The sequence below is a fragment of the Mesorhizobium sp. SP-1A genome, from assembly GCF_032460275.1.
Taxonomy (GTDB): domain Bacteria; phylum Pseudomonadota; class Alphaproteobacteria; order Rhizobiales; family Rhizobiaceae; genus Mesorhizobium.
The window spans coordinates 244,321-262,522 of the sequence record NZ_JAVXZD010000002.1; the positions used below are offsets into that span (position 1 = coordinate 244,321).

General features: G+C 51.5%; 24 protein-coding genes. 11 read left to right on the plus strand and 13 right to left on the minus strand.

Going from position 1 to position 18,202, the window contains the following annotated elements:
* The first annotated feature begins 57 nt into the window (after positions 1-57).
* A complete protein-coding gene (locus QU595_RS09775; RefSeq protein ID WP_315921327.1) occupies positions 58-1,104 on the plus strand; it encodes a hypothetical protein in 1,047 nt (348 codons plus the stop codon).
* A gap of 17 nt (positions 1,105-1,121) precedes the next feature.
* On the opposite strand, the gene QU595_RS09780 is transcribed toward QU595_RS09775, so the two are convergent.
* The 3 genes from QU595_RS09780 to QU595_RS09790 form a co-directional block, all read right to left on the minus strand.
* Complete coding sequence (locus QU595_RS09780) at positions 1,122-1,610, minus strand: hypothetical protein (RefSeq protein WP_315921329.1); 489 nt, start codon at positions 1,608-1,610, stop codon at positions 1,122-1,124.
* An 81-nt stretch (positions 1,611-1,691) separates the two neighbouring features.
* The gene (locus QU595_RS09785; RefSeq protein WP_315921331.1) at positions 1,692-2,372 is read right to left on the minus strand and encodes a hypothetical protein; all 681 of its coding nucleotides are present in this window, start codon (positions 2,370-2,372) and stop codon (positions 1,692-1,694) included.
* Positions 2,373-2,436: 64 nt separating this feature from the next.
* Positions 2,437-3,399 carry a hypothetical protein gene (locus QU595_RS09790; RefSeq protein WP_315921333.1) on the minus strand — a complete coding sequence of 321 codons (963 nt, stop codon included), beginning with the start codon at positions 3,397-3,399 and terminating at the stop codon, positions 2,437-2,439.
* A gap of 233 nt (positions 3,400-3,632) precedes the next feature.
* On the opposite strand from QU595_RS09790, the gene QU595_RS09795 reads away from it, so the two are divergent.
* The gene (locus QU595_RS09795) at positions 3,633-3,878 is read left to right on the plus strand and encodes a hypothetical protein (RefSeq protein ID WP_315921335.1); all 246 of its coding nucleotides are present in this window, start codon (positions 3,633-3,635) and stop codon (positions 3,876-3,878) included.
* A 98-nt stretch (positions 3,879-3,976) separates the two neighbouring features.
* Here the strand turns inward: QU595_RS09795 and QU595_RS09800 are convergent, their stop codons facing one another.
* Positions 3,977-4,399, minus strand: a complete 423-nt coding sequence (locus QU595_RS09800; protein ID WP_315921337.1) for a hypothetical protein — start codon at positions 4,397-4,399, stop codon at positions 3,977-3,979.
* A gap of 135 nt (positions 4,400-4,534) precedes the next feature.
* On the opposite strand from QU595_RS09800, the gene QU595_RS09805 reads away from it, so the two are divergent.
* Positions 4,535-4,852 carry a helix-turn-helix domain-containing protein gene (locus tag QU595_RS09805; RefSeq protein WP_315921339.1) on the plus strand — a complete coding sequence of 106 codons (318 nt, stop codon included), beginning with the start codon at positions 4,535-4,537 and terminating at the stop codon, positions 4,850-4,852.
* 88 nt (positions 4,853-4,940) lie between these two features.
* Entirely contained in the window at positions 4,941-6,806 is a 1,866-nt protein-coding gene (gene recQ / locus QU595_RS09810; RefSeq protein ID WP_315921341.1) for a DNA helicase RecQ, read from the plus strand.
* A 65-nt stretch (positions 6,807-6,871) separates the two neighbouring features.
* On the opposite strand, the gene QU595_RS09815 is transcribed toward recQ, so the two are convergent.
* From QU595_RS09815 to QU595_RS09825, 3 genes are all read right to left on the minus strand, one after another.
* Positions 6,872-7,261, minus strand: a complete 390-nt coding sequence (locus QU595_RS09815) for a DoxX family protein (RefSeq protein WP_315921343.1) — start codon at positions 7,259-7,261, stop codon at positions 6,872-6,874.
* 835 nt (positions 7,262-8,096) lie between these two features.
* On the minus strand, positions 8,097-8,411 hold the full coding sequence (locus tag QU595_RS09820; RefSeq protein WP_315921345.1) for a hypothetical protein: 315 nt from the start codon (positions 8,409-8,411) through the stop codon (positions 8,097-8,099).
* A gap of 159 nt (positions 8,412-8,570) precedes the next feature.
* Entirely contained in the window at positions 8,571-9,113 is a 543-nt protein-coding gene (locus QU595_RS09825) for a hypothetical protein (protein WP_315921347.1), read from the minus strand.
* Between the two features lie 275 nt (positions 9,114-9,388).
* Between QU595_RS09825 and QU595_RS09830 the strand changes: the two genes are divergently transcribed.
* Complete coding sequence (locus QU595_RS09830; RefSeq protein ID WP_315921349.1) at positions 9,389-11,542, plus strand: hypothetical protein; 2,154 nt, start codon at positions 9,389-9,391, stop codon at positions 11,540-11,542.
* A gap of 198 nt (positions 11,543-11,740) precedes the next feature.
* On the plus strand, positions 11,741-12,376 hold the full coding sequence (locus QU595_RS09835; protein ID WP_315921351.1) for a hypothetical protein: 636 nt from the start codon (positions 11,741-11,743) through the stop codon (positions 12,374-12,376).
* A 27-nt stretch (positions 12,377-12,403) separates the two neighbouring features.
* Here the strand turns inward: QU595_RS09835 and QU595_RS09840 are convergent, their stop codons facing one another.
* On the minus strand, positions 12,404-12,649 hold the full coding sequence (locus tag QU595_RS09840) for a hypothetical protein (protein ID WP_315921353.1): 246 nt from the start codon (positions 12,647-12,649) through the stop codon (positions 12,404-12,406).
* Between the two features lie 218 nt (positions 12,650-12,867).
* Between QU595_RS09840 and QU595_RS09845 the strand changes: the two genes are divergently transcribed.
* Positions 12,868-13,155 (plus strand): hypothetical protein, encoded by a 288-nt coding sequence (locus QU595_RS09845; protein ID WP_315921355.1) that lies wholly within the window; start codon positions 12,868-12,870, stop codon positions 13,153-13,155.
* Positions 13,156-13,460: 305 nt separating this feature from the next.
* Here the strand turns inward: QU595_RS09845 and QU595_RS09850 are convergent, their stop codons facing one another.
* Positions 13,461-13,865, minus strand: coding sequence for a hypothetical protein (locus QU595_RS09850; protein WP_315921357.1), 405 nt, complete (start codon positions 13,863-13,865; stop codon positions 13,461-13,463).
* Between the two features lie 274 nt (positions 13,866-14,139).
* On the opposite strand from QU595_RS09850, the gene QU595_RS09855 reads away from it, so the two are divergent.
* The 4 genes from QU595_RS09855 (at position 14,140) to QU595_RS09870 (ending at position 15,256) form a co-directional block, all read left to right on the plus strand.
* A complete protein-coding gene (locus QU595_RS09855) occupies positions 14,140-14,352 on the plus strand; it encodes a hypothetical protein (RefSeq protein ID WP_315921359.1) in 213 nt (70 codons plus the stop codon).
* 84 nt (positions 14,353-14,436) lie between these two features.
* Positions 14,437-14,586 (plus strand): hypothetical protein, encoded by a 150-nt coding sequence (locus tag QU595_RS09860; RefSeq protein WP_315921361.1) that lies wholly within the window; start codon positions 14,437-14,439, stop codon positions 14,584-14,586.
* Positions 14,583-14,939, plus strand: a complete 357-nt coding sequence (locus QU595_RS09865; RefSeq protein WP_315921363.1) for a hypothetical protein — start codon at positions 14,583-14,585, stop codon at positions 14,937-14,939. The genes QU595_RS09860 and QU595_RS09865 overlap by 4 nt, the downstream gene beginning before the upstream one ends.
* A gap of 2 nt (positions 14,940-14,941) precedes the next feature.
* Positions 14,942-15,256 (plus strand): hypothetical protein, encoded by a 315-nt coding sequence (locus tag QU595_RS09870; protein ID WP_315921365.1) that lies wholly within the window; start codon positions 14,942-14,944, stop codon positions 15,254-15,256.
* A gap of 21 nt (positions 15,257-15,277) precedes the next feature.
* On the opposite strand, the gene QU595_RS09875 is transcribed toward QU595_RS09870, so the two are convergent.
* The 4 genes from QU595_RS09875 to QU595_RS09890 form a co-directional block, all read right to left on the minus strand.
* Complete coding sequence (locus tag QU595_RS09875) at positions 15,278-15,838, minus strand: hypothetical protein (RefSeq protein WP_315921368.1); 561 nt, start codon at positions 15,836-15,838, stop codon at positions 15,278-15,280.
* A 72-nt stretch (positions 15,839-15,910) separates the two neighbouring features.
* Complete coding sequence (locus QU595_RS09880) at positions 15,911-16,933, minus strand: hypothetical protein (protein ID WP_315921370.1); 1,023 nt, start codon at positions 16,931-16,933, stop codon at positions 15,911-15,913.
* An 11-nt stretch (positions 16,934-16,944) separates the two neighbouring features.
* Positions 16,945-17,490, minus strand: a complete 546-nt coding sequence (locus QU595_RS09885; protein ID WP_315921372.1) for a hypothetical protein — start codon at positions 17,488-17,490, stop codon at positions 16,945-16,947.
* A 104-nt stretch (positions 17,491-17,594) separates the two neighbouring features.
* Complete coding sequence (locus QU595_RS09890) at positions 17,595-18,155, minus strand: hypothetical protein (RefSeq protein WP_315921374.1); 561 nt, start codon at positions 18,153-18,155, stop codon at positions 17,595-17,597.
* Positions 18,156-18,202 lie beyond the last annotated feature (47 nt).

Consider the following 18,202-nt stretch of genomic DNA (forward strand, 5'->3'; position numbering starts at 1 on the left):
CTTTCTAAGCAGGCTCAAGATGGCTATGATTGTCGAAGTTTCGAATCTGGAGGACCAATGAGCGGCGACAAGGCAATCCTGCCATATACCTTCGTTCATTCCGATAGGAAGAGACCACATCAGGTCAAGACCGCCCTGCTGAATGAGTTTGGGATGGCGGACGAGCTTGCTGGAGAGATGACCTCGCGAATGTTCGGCTTCCAATCATGGAAGAAGCTTGAGGCCTCTTATAACGATCCTCGTACCGCCAGTAGCACGCCTGACGAACAGGTGGATCGTAAAGTCATGATCGAACGCAGGTTCGCTCAGGCGCAGGTTCTGGCCGATTGCGGCATCAAAGGTATGGCGCTAAGCCATGTCGTAGTTGGTTGCCTGGAGCCAACTGGAAGTTCTCGGAAGCCCTCTTTGCGCAGGCTGAAGGAAGTCCTTTTCCATGCAATCGATGTTGGAGAGAATATAGGCTTCGATTTGACGTCGGAGGACGAGGTTAGCTTCGCGAAATCGATTGCGGCTATCAAACAGATACCTAAAGTCTGGTTGGATTTCCTTGCTACCGAGATTGGTTGGTTCGTACGTCCTGTTGAAGGTGTAAAGACTTTTCTGTTCCGCCAAGTCGGCGAGACAAGGGCGTTGGATGGCAATGTGTTTCCCATCTTCATGACGTCATTCCAGCATTCGCCTGCAATGGAAAGCAGTGAAATTGACGAGCTGCAAAAACACATCGAACACCAGTCTCCACGGGATCGGGCAATCGTGATTTTCTCGAAGCCGACATGCAATACAAAGGTGGCAAAGGATCGCGATGATCCCAAGCTACAACTTCTTTACGGCGGGATGGCTTTTCAGGATGGCGAGTGGTGGAACTTCGTTCTGCGGCCGAATGCCGGGTTCGAAGACGTTTTCAAGCAACGAGGCCAATTCAAGGGTGGGAAGCCATCAGTCCGGTTTGCGATGAAATATGGCTACGAAGCCGCTTTGGCGCGCTTCATCGACCTGCATAAGGCGCTCAACTACCAAGACGATGATCACGACGAGGAGGATGACGAAGAGGCCTTCCTCCTGGCGGAAGATGCTGGAGGCTGGAACCACTTCGTCACTCGATAGTAGCGGGCGGGTATCAACTAGAGCCTTGGCGGCTGCGGCCGCTCTTCCAGCCACGAGGAGATCACTCTCTGGAAGAACGGTAGCTCGAACGGAGTGTCGACGCCTTGCTCTGCTTCGGCGTCGTAGAACTTGCCATTGAAGGTCAGGAAGACGTGTGTGCCGCAGGAAAAGCCAGCGTCTTCGGATAGCTGGTTCATGTCCTCCCATGTTAGGCCTTCAGGTGGCGTAATTTTCGGCCAGTGCTCGCCGATTAGCTCAAGGTCGAATGGTCCTCCGCTGTCGTAGCTGCAGCCTGTATCTGGATCGACTTCGATGAAACTTGCGATGTCGACGGCTACCAGTCCCTCGATCTCCGGGAGCTGCGCTGTGATGTCATCCGCGAAGCTATCGCAGAGGCCGTGGTTGATGGTCATGACATCGGGTGCCTGCCCGGTCGCAAGGTATTCCTCACGCAGCCCGATAATGGCCTCAGCTATTTTCTGTTCAGCGATTTCGATGTCCGACATTGATAATTACCCAGGCTAAAATTATCTTGGCCAATTATCCTTAATCGCTCCGCAAAATTCAAAGTGACAATCTCCAGCGAGTTAGCACATCTTCATAGAAGGTTGGGGCACGTCCTGAATACTGGCAGCCGCCTTCTTTGCATGTTCCGATGTCAGGATCGTGTTACGGCCGAAATCTCGAATTACAAACCTGTCGTCGTCAGCTCGACCAATGTTGGAAAAGACTAGATCCGATACACTCAGGCCTGTGACGTCGGTATAGGCTTTCAGGTCTCTGTAGATCGCAGCCAGTTTCTCGATGTCCTCAGGGCACTTCCGCATCGCGATTTGGAATGTAGGCTCGTTGCTCAGATCGTACCCGCCTGTGAGGAAAGGCCAGACGATGCGACAAATGCGGTGCAGACTTCCATCTTCGTCATTCATTTCGTTAAAAAGGTCGCCAACCTCCTCACGGATGATGGCAAAAAATGCCCCAAATTCGTCTTCCATGCGATGCACGCTTGCGACCTGAGGGAAGAGAACGTGAGGGTTGTCGACGAGATGTGAGGCGAAAACGGCCTCTTCTTCGCAATCGGTGATCTTGAATACCTTCTGGTCGTCGAGCAGGTAACAACGCCCCTGAATCCCAGCACCCATTTCAGCTAGGATTTGTAACCCAAGCGAGGCCTCCAGCATCCTGACCCGCTCTTCGGTGTCCGGAAGTGGAATGGAGTTGGGATCGATTTTGCCGTCCGCCATCAGCGGAAGCTTGGAGATGTCCATCGCCTGAACTCTGTTTGTTAGACGAGTTTAGGCCTCGGCATTGCAACCAACGAACGCGTGGCGATTATTCAGACGTCCGTGGAAGGCCCCAAAACCGAATGCAGTGTGGGCCATCAGGCGTGTATCGGATTGTCTGGACAGGTGAATTTACAGTAGCCCCGACCGAGTCTTGGATCGTCATGCTGATCCTAGTGTTAGCGATTGTGCCATCTTCACCAGAGCAATTGTTTGCCGCAATGATTGGGCGAATAGTAGCGTTCACCTCGGTCATTGGCAAATTCGGTATTGCAAAGTTCGCACCTCTATCTGCCGCATAATTCATGATCTCAGTTAGCCCTTGTGACGACAATGGCTCCATTAAACCAGGATCATTGGAAAATGCCTGGCCACTGACTGTCAGTGTCGCCTGATAAGGTGGCACACCGCCACGGACGATCAGTCGATTGCTTTCGAACATGAGGTCTGGGGACGCTGTAACATCGACGAGACTTGGCCATGAGGCAGTGTTTATAGATAACGGTTCGTGATTGAAATCACGACGCCCGATGTTGAAGGTGCGGGTTAGCTCTTTCCCGTCACCTTTAAAGGTAATGCTACCCGTTTTTTGGCCCTCTCCGTAGTGGAAGTCGACCATATGCATGTAATAATAGGCATCCCCATCGACCCCAGGAAGTGAACCTGCAGGCAAGGGCATCGTCGCCGCGTAGCTGCTCGGCACATTCGTCGATACAGAAGGTTCAGATTTGAAACCAGTAACGACAAAACGCATAAGGCCCTGCCCTGCGAATTGTCCGTTTCCATAGACTTTCACATAATCCTGGTCAGCAGACTGCATTCCTGAACCAGAAAAAACGGGAACAAGGTCAATAAATCTAGGTTCTCCGGGGCCTCCTCCAGCATCGGGTTTTTGTGATCCTGTTCCTCCCTGAGAGTTATACCGAAATATAATGGTGTTTTCAGCGAAGGCAGGTACGACGGCTGCGGTAGTGAAAAAGGATGCTAATGCTACGGCGACAATTTTAGTCATAACTTCTAGTCCTGGAATAACGGAAGGGGCGATGTGAGCCGATTGTCGAAAATGCTCGCATTCATAATTGGTATAAGATAATAGAACCAATTTAGCTTCTCAACTTGTAGGAAATGTCTCTTTTCTTAAAATTATAGATAACCCTCTGGTTCAAAAGGGAAAATAAATCCGCAAAAATGTTTGTTATTTAGAATAAAATCTGGTAGAAAAATGGCCGATAAAAGGAGTTTCCCATGAAAAAGATTAATAAGACCCTAGGTGTTGCGCTGACTGTTTGCTCAATGGGCATTGCGGCGGCTTCTGGTGCGGCGCAGTCCGCGCAATTTAACGTTGGAATTCAGATCGTTGACCCATGTGTGTTGAAGGGCCAGAAGTGGGAACAGCAGTGTGCTCAGCTGAAAAAGCAGCGTCAGCAGCAGTCAAAGCCTCAGGCCAAAAAGCGGTATAAGAAGCAGCCCAAGTCCGAATTTCCAGGCTGATACATCAAGAGGCGGTGATTTAGAAGTCAACTCGTCGACAAATGAGAAAGCCGACCACATCACTGCGGTCGGCTTTCTTTCTGGATGGTTTCGATCCATTAATCTCGGTCACTCTTTGGATAGCCGACGTCGATAATCTCGGCCCGATATCCATTTTTCGTCGCGTGCTCCCAGTAATCTGAGGCAAAATAAATATCCAGTTTGCCTGTCATGAAGTGATTGAGATGCGCCCGAGCGAAATCGAGCTTCATGCTTTCAAGGGCGCGTCGACGCTGACTTTCGTGCACTCGCATCCCGCCAGGTGCGGTTGGCTCGAAGCAAACCCCCTCGGCTACAACAGCACCATTGGGGTTGATGGCTACAGCCACTACGCCTTTGGCGGTGTTTGTCTCCTGCTTGGGGTCGAATGCGCGAATATAGTTTTCGAGCTGCGAGCGCAGCGTGGGCGATAGAGTTTTGTTCTCGTTCACCTTCTTGATCAACTCATAAAGAAAATCGCCAAATTCTTTATCTTCAGACATCGGATACCTCTCTGTTGTGTCAGAGACATTGTCTCTTTGAATTTCCATGTTTTCCAGTGAATTATTGCCTGGGATAAAAATTGAATTACAAGCAAATCCCAGATATACATAATCTTGTATAAATTGGAGATTGAGATGGGCAAGGCAGAATTCTTAGGGCCGTACGACAACGTATTCGAATCCATCTGCGACGATCCAATCGAAGTCTCAGACCTCACATTCCGTGCCGACATGGTGATGGCTTTGACCGACCTGATTGAGGCGCGTGGCCTGAAACAGAAGGAAGTTGCCAAGATACTCAACGTTCCCCAGCCCCGAGTGAGCGAACTCATGCGTGGGAAGATTTCAAAGATGTCGTCTGACAAATTAATCTACTATGCGAAGTGTTTCGGGTTCGAATTCAAGCCCGTTTTTGACAATGGCAAAATCGGGGTCAAAGTCGTTGAAAAATAAGCAAAATAGTTGGCAAATGTCATCTTTTATTTATTGACATTTACAATTTAAATTCGTAAACAAAATTCAAAGAAAGGCACCGTATAAAATGGCTCTCAACCCCCTCACCGTTCTCAAGCAGGCATTTGGTTTCGACAGTTTCCGTCCTCTGCAGGGAGAAGTCGTAAATCACGTCATTGACGGCAATGATGCTCTGGTTCTGATGCCTACGGGTGGTGGGAAATCCATGTGCTATATGGTGCCGTCTATTTGCCGTGATGGCGTGGGCATCATCGTTTCACCTCTGATCTCTCTGATGCAGGATCAGCTCGACTTCCTGGAGTTCCATGGCGTTGAAGCTGCATCGCTTAATTCCTCGATGTCTTTGTCGGATCAGAATGAAGTCAAGGAACGCCTGCTCGCTGGCGAACTCGATCTTCTTTATGTGACGCCTGAGCGTTTCTCGAATGCGCAGTTCCAGAAGCTTTTGGGCGAAATCGACATCGCTCTTTTTGGCATCGATGAATCGCACTGCGTCTCGCAGTGGGGTCATGATTTCCGTCCTGATTACCGTAATCTTGGTCTACTCAAGCAGAAATTCCCGAGTGTGCCCGTCATCGCCGTAACCGCCACGGCCGATCCTGAAACCGTTGATGACATTCTGCTGTCGCTCGACATGGCTGACGCGAAGGTCTTCAAGACCAGCTTCGACCGCCCGAATATTTCGTACACGATCAAGCCAAAGAGCAAGAAGTCCAAGCAGGAAATCATCGACTTCCTGACCGCTCGCAAAGGCGAGAGCGGCATCGTTTATTGCATCGGCCGCAACACCGTTGAAAAGACCGCTCAGTGGCTCAAGGACGAAGGTTTCACCACCCTTGCGTATCATGCTGGCATGTCTGACGCTGACCGTTACGACAACCAGCAGGCATTCATGGACGGCCAGGTGGACATTCTGGTCGCCACTGTTGCCTTCGGCATGGGTATCGACAAGTCGGACATCCGTTTCATCGTTCATCCCGACCTGCCGTCGAGCCTTGAAGCCTGGTATCAGGAAACTGGTCGTGCGGGCCGTGATGGTCTCAATGCCGATACCCTGACATTCTACAATGCGGGCGACATTTCCAAGCGCCGTCGCATGATCCACAAGGGCAATGGCTCTACTTCCAACAAGCGTACTAGCTACGCCAAGCTCGACGCCATGCTCGGTGTCTGCGAGACCGTATCGTGCCGCCGCAAGGCCGTCCTGAGCTATTTCGGTGAGACCTATGCTGCCACCTCCTGTGCCAACTGCGATATCTGCAAGTCGCCAGTCCAGACCCGTGACGGGACGGCCGAGGCCAAGGCAGTCGTCAATCTGCTGAACGAAGTCGGCGACCGCTACGACGCTTATGACATCGTCTCGTACGCCTGCACGTCGACATCGAAGATCAAGACGGCCAGCTCGGCGATCCGTGACGCTTTCAACGCCATCGATGCGAAGGGCCATGAATGGTCATCGTATATCCGTCAGATGCTGTCGTCGGGCCTGCTGAAGGTCAATCTGGCGAACTACGGCTATATCAGCGTGACCGAAGCTGGACAGGCCGTTCTCAACGGTGCCGCGTTCGAGCTGAATGCCGAGAAGGTTCAGATCGAGACCACTGTGAAGAAGGTTGGCAGCAAGCCGTCTGCTCGTTCGGCCGCGCCTCGCAAGCCGCGTGAAGACGGTGACTACGTGTCGTCAGGCACCAGCCGTCGCAAGTCGTCGAAGGGGTCACCTCTTCTGGAAGCTCTTCGTCGGGAACGTAACCGTCTCGCCCGCGAGATGGGAGTGAAGAAGTATTACGTCATCCACGACAGCGCCCTCAAGGAAATGTCGGAACAGCGCCCGCGTAACGGCTCTGAGCTGATTGCCATCAAGGGTGTTGGCCAGGCGAAGATTGATCGTTTCGGCACCGCGTTCCTGAACGTGATCGAGCGGTACGCGGCATAAGCGTTACGTAACGGGCGACGGGGTGGGGGAAAGGCGGACATCAAATGGTGGCCGCCTTCTTTGTTTTAGCGCTTGTTATCGAGCGCGAACTTGCCAGCGCCCGTGGTGACGAGCAGCAGGAAGACGAAACTGAACAGGATCGACGCGTCGCCGCCATTGGCTACTGGATAGAAGCTCTGGGGCGCATGCGCGATGAAATAGGCGAACGCCATGTGGCCAGAGAGCAAGAAAGCTACTGGACGCGTGAAGAGACCGAGAACCAGAAGGATGCCGCCGCCGACTTCCAGGAGGGCCGAGATCAACGCGAGCGTGGACAGGCTTTCAGGACCAGCGATAGGAAAGCCAAACAATTTCTGCGAACCGTGCGCAAAATAAAGCAATGCTGCCATAATGCGAAGTGCGGCAATTGTATATGGCTGAAAAGAATTCAATTTTTCCGTCATCAATAACTCCATAATGCGATGATGATTCGAACATTGCCCCGAAAACTCGTCGAAACAACCAACGAAAATGTGATTTCGGGGTGACAAACAGTCAATGAATTGATAACAGGACAGAATAATTCGGCACCGGAATTAATGGTTGCCGACGTGAGGATGTCATGTTGCGAGAACTAGATGATTATCAGCTAAGGAAACTTGAGCGTAAAAAGCGTTTCGAGGCTGAGCACGGTCGCAAGCTGGTGACGTGTACCGCATGCAATGGTTCTGGTCGCTATGACCACAATGGCTCACCGCGATGCGGTTGTTGCAATGGCACTGGAAAGGTCCGCGAGCGCGACTAAGAGGTCGTTTCATCGGTTGGTGCTATCTTCCAACCATTTATCCGGCCTCCAGCCTCTCCAGTGCTGTAGTTCTCCGTCTGTGAGACGATCTGGCCGGACTTCCTGAGTGCGGAAAGCTCCTTGAACGCTTGCTTGCGGTCCCATCCGTACCGATAGGCTACGGCATCAGTCGTGACTGATCCTTCGCGCCTGATGAATTCGACAAGCGTTTCCGACGAGTTGTTTTGCCCAAGCGGGATGATCTCTGCCATGGACAATAGGTAGGCAAAATCATGGGTGGGGTCAAATGGTTGCAGGCGAAATCAGCGCGTTGCCACCAGCGCCATCAACGGAAAGCTTTAGGTACTCTGCCAATCACGGATTGCAACGGGACCACGAGGGCCTGGTGGCGAGAACAATAAGTTCAGCAACATGTTGTTGCAATTGCAGCGGAGCCTAACCGCCATACGTTTCAAGGCTCCTTCGGGAGCCTTGTGTGTTTTGGGAAGTGCGGATCGGTAACGGTTCTAGCCCTTCTGACACTTGTAGATTTTGGAAACACGGGTGACGGATCGCTTGGTTGGATTGATCGAAGACCCCTGATACCAGCGAGATTCATCGCTGAGCTTTTCACCAACGATTGCCTGTGATTTCGGGATTACGATATCCATGCAGGTCTTGCCCATCGAGTCTTTCATGTGAGACCAGATATCGAGCGAAAAGCGTTCAATTTTGTTGCAGACTTCGACTTTGCACATCGGTTCGAGGTCGAAATCATCGTCTTCAGCGTGAGCGAATGATGTCAGAGCTGCGAATGCCAATGCTAGAATGATCTTTTTCAATGTTCTCTCCTGAAAATATGGCCCACGCGCCATTGTTGATGGAGGTAATATTTATTATCAGGAAATAAGTCAATAGATAATTATGCTAATTAAGAGAACAACGATAATTGTTCACTTTAACCTGTAATCCCGATTATCAGTTATGTTGTGGATCAGCAATTATGGCTTCAGGTTAGCATCCAGTCGGCCTTCAAACAATGTCACTTCCTCGAATTCAATCTCTGGATTGAAGCTGCCTTCGTACTCTTCAGCAAACGCTTCTGCTTCTTCCAGCGTCATCGAGTTCACAATGGTAAGGTTGTTGGGATCGAAGATGACCCATGCGCCTCTCAGATCTTCTCGTGAGTTCTCGTCCATGCAGAGTCCGTCGAAGCCTTGGTCGATCAGTTCAAAGCGGCGTTCGATGAACCGAACACGGGTTACATCATTTTCGCGATCTTCGAAGTCAGGATCGCGGCCGAGGTAGTCTGCGGGATCACTGACGATGCCGACCTGGCGAACCTCGGCTTCGACCATAATGACTCGTGGCGTGGTACCGTGAATATCTCGCGCTGAGAGACGTGCATACTCCGCAGCCACCGTAGGATCTTCCGTCAGATGGATTCCTAGAGCGCTATTCGGGTCGTTGCCTCGCAGGATAAAACGGTCATCGAAGGCGTCAAACTCGTGAGCGGTGCCGTGGAAGAGCGTGATTTTTGGCATCAAAATTATCCTGATTTGATGCCTCTGAGCTTATTTAATGCGGTAGCAATAATCCAATTGATCGATGACGGAATCATTCGTGGATTTATTCGATAAATATGTTGACGGGGAATTATGGGTTCTATATACAGATATCAACGGCCATGGGCGCGGTTCCTTCTATTCATTGTCTTGAAAACGAAACACCGTTCCCGCTTTCCGTTGCTCTAATGATCATGGCACTTTCGAGTGCCATTTTTCATTTCGCGCGGTCGGCCTGTAAAAAGGAGCGATAAATGACAAAGACCAATCAAGCCATCAAAATGAACGACGCGATCCTGCTTCTGCAGAATGGTTTCATCGACGTGCCTGAAGGCGCTCCGCGCACGGGCAACGAGGTCGCCGTGGGCACTATTGTCGCCAACATGGCTTATTTTGGTTTCGCTCCGTCCAAGGCAGTCGTCGACGCTATGTCCGCACTGACGGATGTCGATCTCGAAGCCCTTTGGGCTAAGCTCAAGCCAGCTCTCAAATACGTCACGGCTGACGACCGTAAGATGGGCAAGTTCGTCGTCTACAAGAATTTCCCAAAAGAAGTCCTGTCGATGAGCGACGCCGAGTATTGGCTGAAGCAGATTCTCATGTACTGGGGACTTCCGAACGAACTCTTCGCGGAGGAAGAGAAGGCTCGCGAGCCGATCTATGAGAAGATTTCGCCTAAGGTCCTCGATTTGGCGAACGATGAGACGCGCCTCAAGATTTTCGACAAGCTCACCAAGCAGTCGTCTGACTGGACGGATTTCCAGAAGGAGCAGGCTGGCTTCCTGATGAAGTCCTTTCCGTCTGCTGTCATCGATCTCGATGCGTTCACGCATAAGACGAATGGCATCAAGCTGATTGCATCTGCGTGGTCGGCCGTCCTGACTGGCGAACGCACGGTCAAGGTTTCGACCGCGACCGATGTCATGCGCCTTGCTGCTGCCCTGTCGGATATCGACGTGTCTCTGCGCGCTGTAGGCAAGTTCCGCAAGTTCTCGCGTTCTGAGCGCCGTCTGCTGGTTTCGCTTCTGGATGGAGCGTCGAACCTCGAAGGGGACTTCGCGCTGCGGGCTGAGCGGTGGAAGCGTCTGCTGTCTTTCCTTCGGCCAGGCGAATTCAAGTTCGACAAGGTCAAGGCTGCCTATGATCGGCTCTACAAGGGTGAGCTGAAGACCGTGGCTTCTGCTATCGAGGCTGGCTTGCTGAACAAGGATGTCGCGGTCCTTCAGGTTCTGAAGACGCGTCCTGGCGAGTTCCTGCGCCGTCTGCACAAGGCCTACGCGGTATTTGGTCGTGCAGCGCTGGAAATGTTTGTTTGCGTGTTTGACAGCTTGTCAGTTTCCCAGCTTGTCAAGCTTGACGGCTACCTGTCGACCGTAAACTCCCGCAAGGCGTATATCGTGACGCCAGCTGGATCGTGGGCGAAGGCTCAGATCATCGATAACAAGAAGGCTCAGGTCGCGCAGGAAGACCTGTTGTTCATCCGTAGTGCCATCTCGGCCGAGATCGGGAAGCGTCTCAGGGACATCCATCCTGAGGGCTTCGCGGTGGCGGCGGATACGCTGAATCTGAAGTTGCAGGGCAACGGCCAGGAATTGGCTTCATATGGTCGCGGCACGGTCTTCGAAATTCCGGAGAACGTCACCTTCATGCGGACGGCAAGCTATTGGCGAACCGACAGGAAGTATGGTTACGTTTGGTTTGACAACGGCTTCAACTTCTTCGGCCACGACTGGTCTCCGAAGGGATCGATCTGCTGGAATTCGACCAATCCTTTCGGTGACGGAGAACATTGGGGGCGGAAACAGCCAAAGAATCCCGCTTGCGTATTCTCAGGCGATCCGACGAATGCCAAGGAGCTGAAGGGCCGTGCTTGCCAGATGATCGACCTCTACCCTCAGGCGTTGATTGATAAGGGCGTGCGTTACGCAGTCTGGAACATTCTGTCGTACAGCAACATCATGTTCTCGGACACGGAAGACCTCGTTGCCTCGCTCCAGTGGGGCGAAGATGCCGAGTCTGGCGCGCTCTATGAGCCTTCACGTGCTCAGATGGTGTTCCCGATCACAGGCAAGGCTCTGACGAAGTTCGTAGCCTACATCGACCTGATCGAGCGCAAGCTGGTCTATCTCGACATCGGGTTGAGTGGTTCCGTTCACTCGGCTCGCGCCAACGAAAACAGGATGTCGAAGATGATGCCGTCCATCGTCGAGCATCTGGACTCGCTGCCATCGATTGCTGAACTCTTCGGCCACGCGATCAACGACAAGGGTATTCCTGTTGTCGCTGATGACGAAGGTCTGGAGATCAATGGTTCGGCATACGTGTTCAAGCGTCTCAACGCCGAGAACAATGTCGAGCAGATCGATGTCGAAGAAATCCTGAAGGCGAAGCCGTCTAAGGCGGCGTAAGGCCTCCAATCTGACCAAACGAGAAAGCTACCAGCTGCTGTTGGCGGCTTTCTCATTTTTTATCCAAGCCATTTGCTCGCTTCTTAAATATGCGTCGCTTATTTCTGCAGGGGATTTCGGCCAATAGTCGTTCTCGCTTGCAATTCTGCAGGTTAGCTTGGTCTCAAGACACAAGGAATTGTCACCAGGAGAGAGAATATGGGTCTTGCTAATGTAAGTTCAAACGTCGCGCTTGCACTCGATAAGGTGTCGGCCGCCGATATCGCCACACTCAAGCGAATGGGAAATCGCACATCCGAAGATAACCCGATCCGCGTTCATCATGCCAAGGGCGACGGCTTCATCATCGCTGTTGGCAAGTTCTCGGTGGACGAAGCGCCAGCTGGCCCGCGTTACGGCCTATCGGCTGAGTTGATCGATGTCATGACCAAGGCAGCTGAAAACGGTGCTTTCTACCTCGAACTCAGTAAGGATGGACCTGCGGTTCCGACGACCAAGCCGCACGCGGATCTCTCGACGGGGCATCTTCGTCATAACGACTACCATCTGCTGCAAGACGTTTCAGATGACCTGAACCCTGCTCCGATCCATGCCTACGATCACAGTTATGGCTGGATTGTCGACGTCAAGTCTGCTGGTCCAGAAGCTGATCTGAAGGCTGCTGGCTTCTCTGATGAGTTCTTGGCACTCGTGGCGGCCGCTCGCGAATCCGGCGCAGATCTTCTGGACTTCGATCAAGATGCTGATCTCGATCCGGGGTTCCCTGAGTTTGATGCCGCAACGGGCGAATTGGTGAAACCGGAAGAAGACACTCCGAGCGCACCAGGGATGTAAAAACAGACGGGGCTTCGGCCCCGTTTTTTATTCAGTTGGCGTCGTCGATTTAATTCGCGCCAAATGTCGAAGGCTCCAGCATAGAACTGCAAATGCAAAGAGCGTTGGGAACGACGCTGCAAACATAAATCCGTTAAAATCAGGTGTGCCACCGATCTTGCTGGAAACATATGCGATGCCGCTTAGGCAAGCGATAAACAGTGCTAATCCGAAGATAGCATAGCGTCTTGCGAGTGAAATTCTTTCCTGCGCTGAGAAGTAGATTTGACCCATAGTTCTTTATCCCAATTTCCAGAGAGGTTCTATCCGTAATCGCAATTGTTTGTCTATTGCCAAACCCAGTCAAGCGATTTTTGAATTTAACACTTGGGATGCAATAAATGAATAAACGAATTCCGCTACATAATTTTCAAATATTCTATATATTTCCAACCAGATTGTTGACGAAAGAAATGGGATTAAGTATGTAGTTTCCTACCAGGAGTTCCTTGATGCCCGACGAGATCACAAATATCAGCAATTACGACGACGACTATGATCCGGCCGAAAGCCTACGGAAGGACATGGAGCGCGAACGTAAGATTTGCCCGATCTGCAATAGCGGCAATGGACATTCGCTCTCGTGCGCGACGCTAAACGTTGCTGGCGACGTCGTCGAACTCGATGCAATCGAAATTCAGAATCGTCCTGAGCGGCTTTTGCCGGACAAGCCATTCGAAGTCCTCGAAGATGTCATCGACATCTCGACGGACGGTCCTGACAGCGGTCCTCAGATTTAAAATAATCCGTTGACAGGATGCGGGTTACAACTGATCATAAATATGTCCTTGAGATCCGAGCACGGCAATGGATCGAAGGTAGTGACGAAAGAGCCATGAGCTGTAAACCGTGCTAATATGCTTTTCGCAGAGTCAGTCGATTGGGGTGGGCGACCTTGGACATTTAAAAGGAGCTTGAGGGCAATGTCTTCTGGCTCCTTTTGCTTTTTATGGTTGGTCGAAATCCACCCGTCTTCCAACTCCACAAACTCTCTGACAAGATCGCTAAACTAAAATGGAGAGCATCATCGACAGCCAGGTCTCCTTCACATGCGTGGCGCTGCGGGTTCATCCAGGTCAGCAGACAGGGGATGGTGCTTTCCAAAGACAGCCTTGATCGTCGCCCTCCCCGTGACAACGGTTGCCGCGCTGCGGTGCCAGCCGTCCCAAATCGAATAACTACCGTCATCCTTCTGAACCACAACAATCGGCTCCTCAATCTCTTCGACGGCAAGTCGAGACCAGCGCAATTCATCTTCTAGATCGTACTTCGCGATATCGAGTTCTTGGATCCAGAATTCTTTCCACTCCTCGGCCGACATAAGGGTCAACAGTGCCTCGACCGATAGTTCAGTTTCAGACCATTCGAAATCGGCAATCGGTGTTTGCTCGTCATTGCAGTCACCGAGTACGCGGGCGTATTCCATCATCTGATCGCGGTCCATCGGCATAATTCATTCCTGTCGGATTTCTTGTCACAGAATAATTGCGCTCCCTGCAAACATGAAACTTGTTTGATGCTTGTAGAACTTCGACAATGAAATTTGAAAACAGGAGTATTCAAATGAAAGCTAAAGCCTTGCGCGACCTTATGCTCTCTATCGTCAAGGGTGAAAAAATGATGCCACCCAGCAGGAGCAGAACGTCTCGGCTGCTCTAATCAAAGAACTGATTTCCGGTTCAGCTGATCTGCATGACGCGTTCCATTCAGATTATGAGCTGTCTATGGTGGTCAAGGAAGTCGATGGCAAGCTCCACGTCCTGACGACCGATGGAAAGACGTTTGCGCCTTTTGATGACAATGCTGGCGAGCCTAAGCTCGGATGTGACGACTATTACCTCAACGAGGAAATCGATGCACTTGGCGAAGACTACGCTCGTGTCATGACCGTTGCCGAAGCCTTGGCATACGAACCAGTGGCATCTATGAAGCCGTAATGATTTATTGCATTAAATATCTCAGCAGACATAATTGAAGGAGCCGTTTCATCCGAAATTGGCTCCTATTTTTTGGGGCGGAATATGTCGAAAAAGCAAAATCAGGAAACCATCGTTTTCTACAAGTCGCCATTCAAGCGCGGCGTGGACGACGTCTATACGCTTGCACCTTTGCGATCCGCCCTCAAAAGCCTGTTCGCGGGGATTTTCACCAGAAAGGACAACCGTAAATGAAGGCTAAGGACCTCCGCCTGGCTTCGACACGTCTACTCAAAGGCTACGTGATCGACAACGAGAAGGCTTTCTCAGACGAGCCTATGATGCGTGCGCTCGGTAGTGCATTTCTTCTGTCGTCGCTGGCTAATCCAGACAAGGTCGCTGAAGCCCTTCGCATCAATAGCGATGTCTTTATCCTCGCTACTGAGTGCGACAATGGTCTCAGCTTCTTGAATACCAATTACGAAGTCGCTGGCGATCTGCTGGAAGGCGTAGCCCTCTATTACGCCCGAGGCGAAGCCGATGCTGCAGCTCGCGCTATGGGCCGTCATGTCATGGTGATGACGCTTACCCAGGTCAAGGAGTATTGAGATTGGCTACGGAAACAAAGGTCATTCGAAACCTGTCGGATCTCAATCTCTTCGAGGGCGTGGATGTGAGCGTCCATTGCAGGATCGACGCGAGTTGCGAAATGGCGGAGGTCTTTATTGAGGATGCTTTCGTAATGGCTGGCAACTTCTGGGATTTTTACCCTGGGTGCCACGGTGGATGGTTCTATGAAATGGAAAAGCAGTTTGGCGGTTTCACTTCTCCGAAAGGCCTTGCCGCAAGCCTGCAGCGTGCATTGCTGGCCGCAGGCGCGAAGACGGTGAAGGTTGAACAAGGCACATATCGACATGGGGATTGAGGTGAATGAGCCGATGTCGGCTCATTCACAGTAGACGGCGACCAATTGATCCTCACGGGTATTATTCTTCTTGGAAGTGTAGGTGTCGTAGCAGTAGGTGTTGTAGTAGGTAGTTCTATTGCCATCGCGTAAGCTTCCAGAGCTAAACGATCTCGGCTCGATCTTGTTACCTCCGACGAAGCCGTTGCCATTACCTTTTGTGCCATACGAGTATTTGATCTTCGACCAGTCACCGCCCTGTTGAGGACGGCGCTCTCCAGAAGCGCATACTCTGCCGTTCAGATTTGAAGCCTTTAAGCCGCTCGCTTTGCACGCATTAGCGTGAGAAAAGCCCTGTACGGCAATGTTGGTCACCTGAACCCAGCGTCCTGGACATTCGATGTCGATATATTCTACGCGAGCTGGGACGTGGGTGCACTTGGTCGAGAAGTCCGCGAACTTGGAATCAGTGTTACCAGCACAATCCAATGCCGCAGGAATGAAGACTTCTTTCTGGCAACCCGACACGCTAGCAGCGGTGGCCGTTGCGGCGGAACCAATAATTATTCCAAAAGTGATCAGCAGCGTTGTGCGATTGTACATTTTCCATCTCCTCACGTTCGAATTGAGAAGATGGGGCTTGGATGTCAAATAAGCAAAATAGCCGACAAAACGTTACATTCCGTAGTTTTTATGGCTGCGGAACTTTGCCTCGTATTCGTCGATAGCCGCAATCGCTGCTTCGAGCTTTGCGCGAATTTCATCAAAGCCCTTCGCTGGCTCGACCTTATAATCAGGTCCGAACCGTTCATTGTTGTTGATGAAGTCCAAAGTTGAAACGAGATTGGCCGCTTGAAAAGAAGCAGTCGTGACGGGATTTCGCCCCTGGCCCCCGTTGCTCGAAGGTGACAGAACCAGGTCATGGACGTAAAGGCCACCCATAAAGTGCCGGAAATCGGCGAGCGCTACGAGCATCTCACGGAATTTTTCATCTGCTTCGGGATCTGTCAGGTCGGCGCGAACTATTGCGGCCGCTTTGTCAATGGCAAGTTTCTGTTCGTAGCTGAGTTCGCACCAGCCTCTGCCCGACTCCTTGGTCCTGAATAACTCAGGAACCACGACTTCGCGGCCGTCGAGGAAAGGATATTTGTCTTCGTGGAAACCTGAGAAGGTGGCCGCATTATAGAACTTGTCGTCCCCAGCTTTGAATCGCAGTTTAGCGTCGACGAGCATCTCCAAAACAGTGTCGATTTCATCGTCGGTTGTGGAACCGAAATTCTTGGAGACGATGTTTTTGTAAGTGCTTTCTGCGATAACAAAAACTCCGAGATACGCCATCTCGTCGGGTGCATCTTTGTTGAACTTGATGGTAGGCAATGCGATGCCTTTTCCGCCGTGCACGTATTCGAATGCTTCCGACGCGAAAGACTCCCAGTTGTCCTTCTTGAACGCGCCTAGCAGCATCTCTAGGGTCATCTGGCCTTCGTGAGGGACGAAATCCCCATACTCACCCGCATGGCCACGCAGAAGCAGGGAAACCGCTGTAAAGCGATCCTGAGAGTAGAGTGCAGGTCGGGCAACCGTAGCCACGGCATCTGGATAACCGCCAGTCGTTGGCTTGATAACCACCGCTACGGCTTCTTCGTCCTCGGACAGGCAACGGCCAGTGATCGCGTCGGAGAGATATGAGATTCCCAATGGTGGTCTCCTTACATGGACTGGCGAGGGCCGCTCAGCAGGTTTTCTGCCTGTAGCTCAATCTCTGCCTTGACGATGTCGAGGCCAACGAAGCCACCACATGAATCGATGGTTTCTTCGTTTTCGTCGCAGATGTTGTAGGAGTAGGTTTCACCGTTTGCCCATGCGCTATATTCCTTCGCGATGTTCTGGGCGTATTCGAACATTTGCTCATCGGCCTCTTTTCCGTTGCCCCATTCGGAACGCTTCAATGCAATGGTGCCGACACGGCCGGAATCCCAAGGGCAACTGAAAGGGTTGTCTGCACCGACAGCGTATGCAGTGCCACTGTGATCGTACAGCCAGAGCGGGATCGTATACCAGGACTTGGCGTTCTTCTTTTCCCAATTGGCCACTTCATCAGGCGTTTTTCCGCAGGCACCCTCCGAAGGGTCCTTATATTTGCCGTGTAGAACGACGATATGAACGCCTTCGTCGTTAGCGTAGGGCTGTTCGACGTCGCTGTCGTGATGAATTTCAGCGTAGTGGCCGTCGCGAAGCTCGATTTTCTCAATCATCTGGGTTCTCCAATTCTGATAACCCATGAAACCTCTTCCGGCTGCATGAAACAAAAAGAGCGAGGGCGACTACGCCCCCGCTGACCTCTCGAAATTCAGGACGACTAAGGAGCCGGAGTGGCTGCGGCTACGTTCTTAGCTTCGGTGTAGTCTGCGAAGTGCTGGGCGACCTGCTCAATCAGTTCTGGTGTATCGACTAGCTTCGCCAAGAGGGTCGCCTGCTCAAGGGGAAGTGTCTGCGAAAGCTTGACCTTCAGGCGGCACTCTGGAGACAGTGTCGTCATGATGTCGGTCGAAGGCTCATAGGTCGCCCATTCACTGCTGTCGCGAAGGCTGACGAAACCGCCGAATTCCTTGGCTAAGATTTCAAGCATCTCCTGGTCGCTGCCCCAACCGCTAAAGCTGATAATAGTACGTTTACCGTCATAAACATCGGCATCGTCGCCGATGGACTCAGGTGGAAAAACAAAAAGTTGACGATGGGTGGCATTTCCATTCCCCCGATATTCTAAATTTGGTTCAGGGAAAATCAGAACAAAATGGCTGTCTCCCTTGTCATGCAAGGTATCGACTTTGTCGATTGTCGGGAACGCCGCTTCAAGAACAGCAGCGATTTCAGCAGCAGTCACATCCCCGAAAAGAATCGCCTTCGAAGTCACACCCATAACCAATCTCCTTTTGTTGAAAATGTCATATGAAAACAAGAATAAAA

Bases quoted from the DNA above. Each gene is read 5' to 3' on its own strand.
- QU595_RS09800 (WP_315921337.1), bottom strand. From the start codon at position 4,399: ATGTCTGAAGATAAAGAATTTGGCGATTTTCTTTATGAGTTGATCAAG.
- QU595_RS09835 (WP_315921351.1), top strand. From the start codon at position 11,741: ATGGGTCTTGCTAATGTAAGTTCAAACGTCGCGCTTGCACTCGATAAG.
- QU595_RS09780 (WP_315921329.1), bottom strand. From the start codon at position 1,610: ATGTCGGACATCGAAATCGCTGAACAGAAAATAGCTGAGGCCATTATC.
- QU595_RS09890 (WP_315921374.1), bottom strand. From the start codon at position 18,155: ATGGGTGTGACTTCGAAGGCGATTCTTTTCGGGGATGTGACTGCTGCT.
- QU595_RS09845 (WP_315921355.1), top strand. From the start codon at position 12,868: ATGCCCGACGAGATCACAAATATCAGCAATTACGACGACGACTATGAT.
- QU595_RS09855 (WP_315921359.1), top strand. From the start codon at position 14,140: ATGGTGGTCAAGGAAGTCGATGGCAAGCTCCACGTCCTGACGACCGAT.
- QU595_RS09865 (WP_315921363.1), top strand. From the start codon at position 14,583: ATGAAGGCTAAGGACCTCCGCCTGGCTTCGACACGTCTACTCAAAGGC.
- QU595_RS09885 (WP_315921372.1), bottom strand. From the start codon at position 17,490: ATGATTGAGAAAATCGAGCTTCGCGACGGCCACTACGCTGAAATTCAT.
- QU595_RS09840 (WP_315921353.1), bottom strand. From the start codon at position 12,649: ATGGGTCAAATCTACTTCTCAGCGCAGGAAAGAATTTCACTCGCAAGA.
- QU595_RS09875 (WP_315921368.1), bottom strand. From the start codon at position 15,838: ATGTACAATCGCACAACGCTGCTGATCACTTTTGGAATAATTATTGGT.
- QU595_RS09785 (WP_315921331.1), bottom strand. From the start codon at position 2,372: ATGGACATCTCCAAGCTTCCGCTGATGGCGGACGGCAAAATCGATCCC.
- QU595_RS09775 (WP_315921327.1), top strand. From the start codon at position 58: ATGAGCGGCGACAAGGCAATCCTGCCATATACCTTCGTTCATTCCGAT.
- QU595_RS09790 (WP_315921333.1), bottom strand. From the start codon at position 3,399: ATGACTAAAATTGTCGCCGTAGCATTAGCATCCTTTTTCACTACCGCA.
- recQ (WP_315921341.1), top strand. From the start codon at position 4,941: ATGGCTCTCAACCCCCTCACCGTTCTCAAGCAGGCATTTGGTTTCGAC.
- QU595_RS09805 (WP_315921339.1), top strand. From the start codon at position 4,535: ATGGGCAAGGCAGAATTCTTAGGGCCGTACGACAACGTATTCGAATCC.
- QU595_RS09850 (WP_315921357.1), bottom strand. From the start codon at position 13,865: ATGCCGATGGACCGCGATCAGATGATGGAATACGCCCGCGTACTCGGT.
- QU595_RS09860 (WP_315921361.1), top strand. From the start codon at position 14,437: ATGTCGAAAAAGCAAAATCAGGAAACCATCGTTTTCTACAAGTCGCCA.
- QU595_RS09795 (WP_315921335.1), top strand. From the start codon at position 3,633: ATGAAAAAGATTAATAAGACCCTAGGTGTTGCGCTGACTGTTTGCTCA.
- QU595_RS09830 (WP_315921349.1), top strand. From the start codon at position 9,389: ATGACAAAGACCAATCAAGCCATCAAAATGAACGACGCGATCCTGCTT.
- QU595_RS09815 (WP_315921343.1), bottom strand. From the start codon at position 7,261: ATGGAGTTATTGATGACGGAAAAATTGAATTCTTTTCAGCCATATACA.
- QU595_RS09825 (WP_315921347.1), bottom strand. From the start codon at position 9,113: ATGCCAAAAATCACGCTCTTCCACGGCACCGCTCACGAGTTTGACGCC.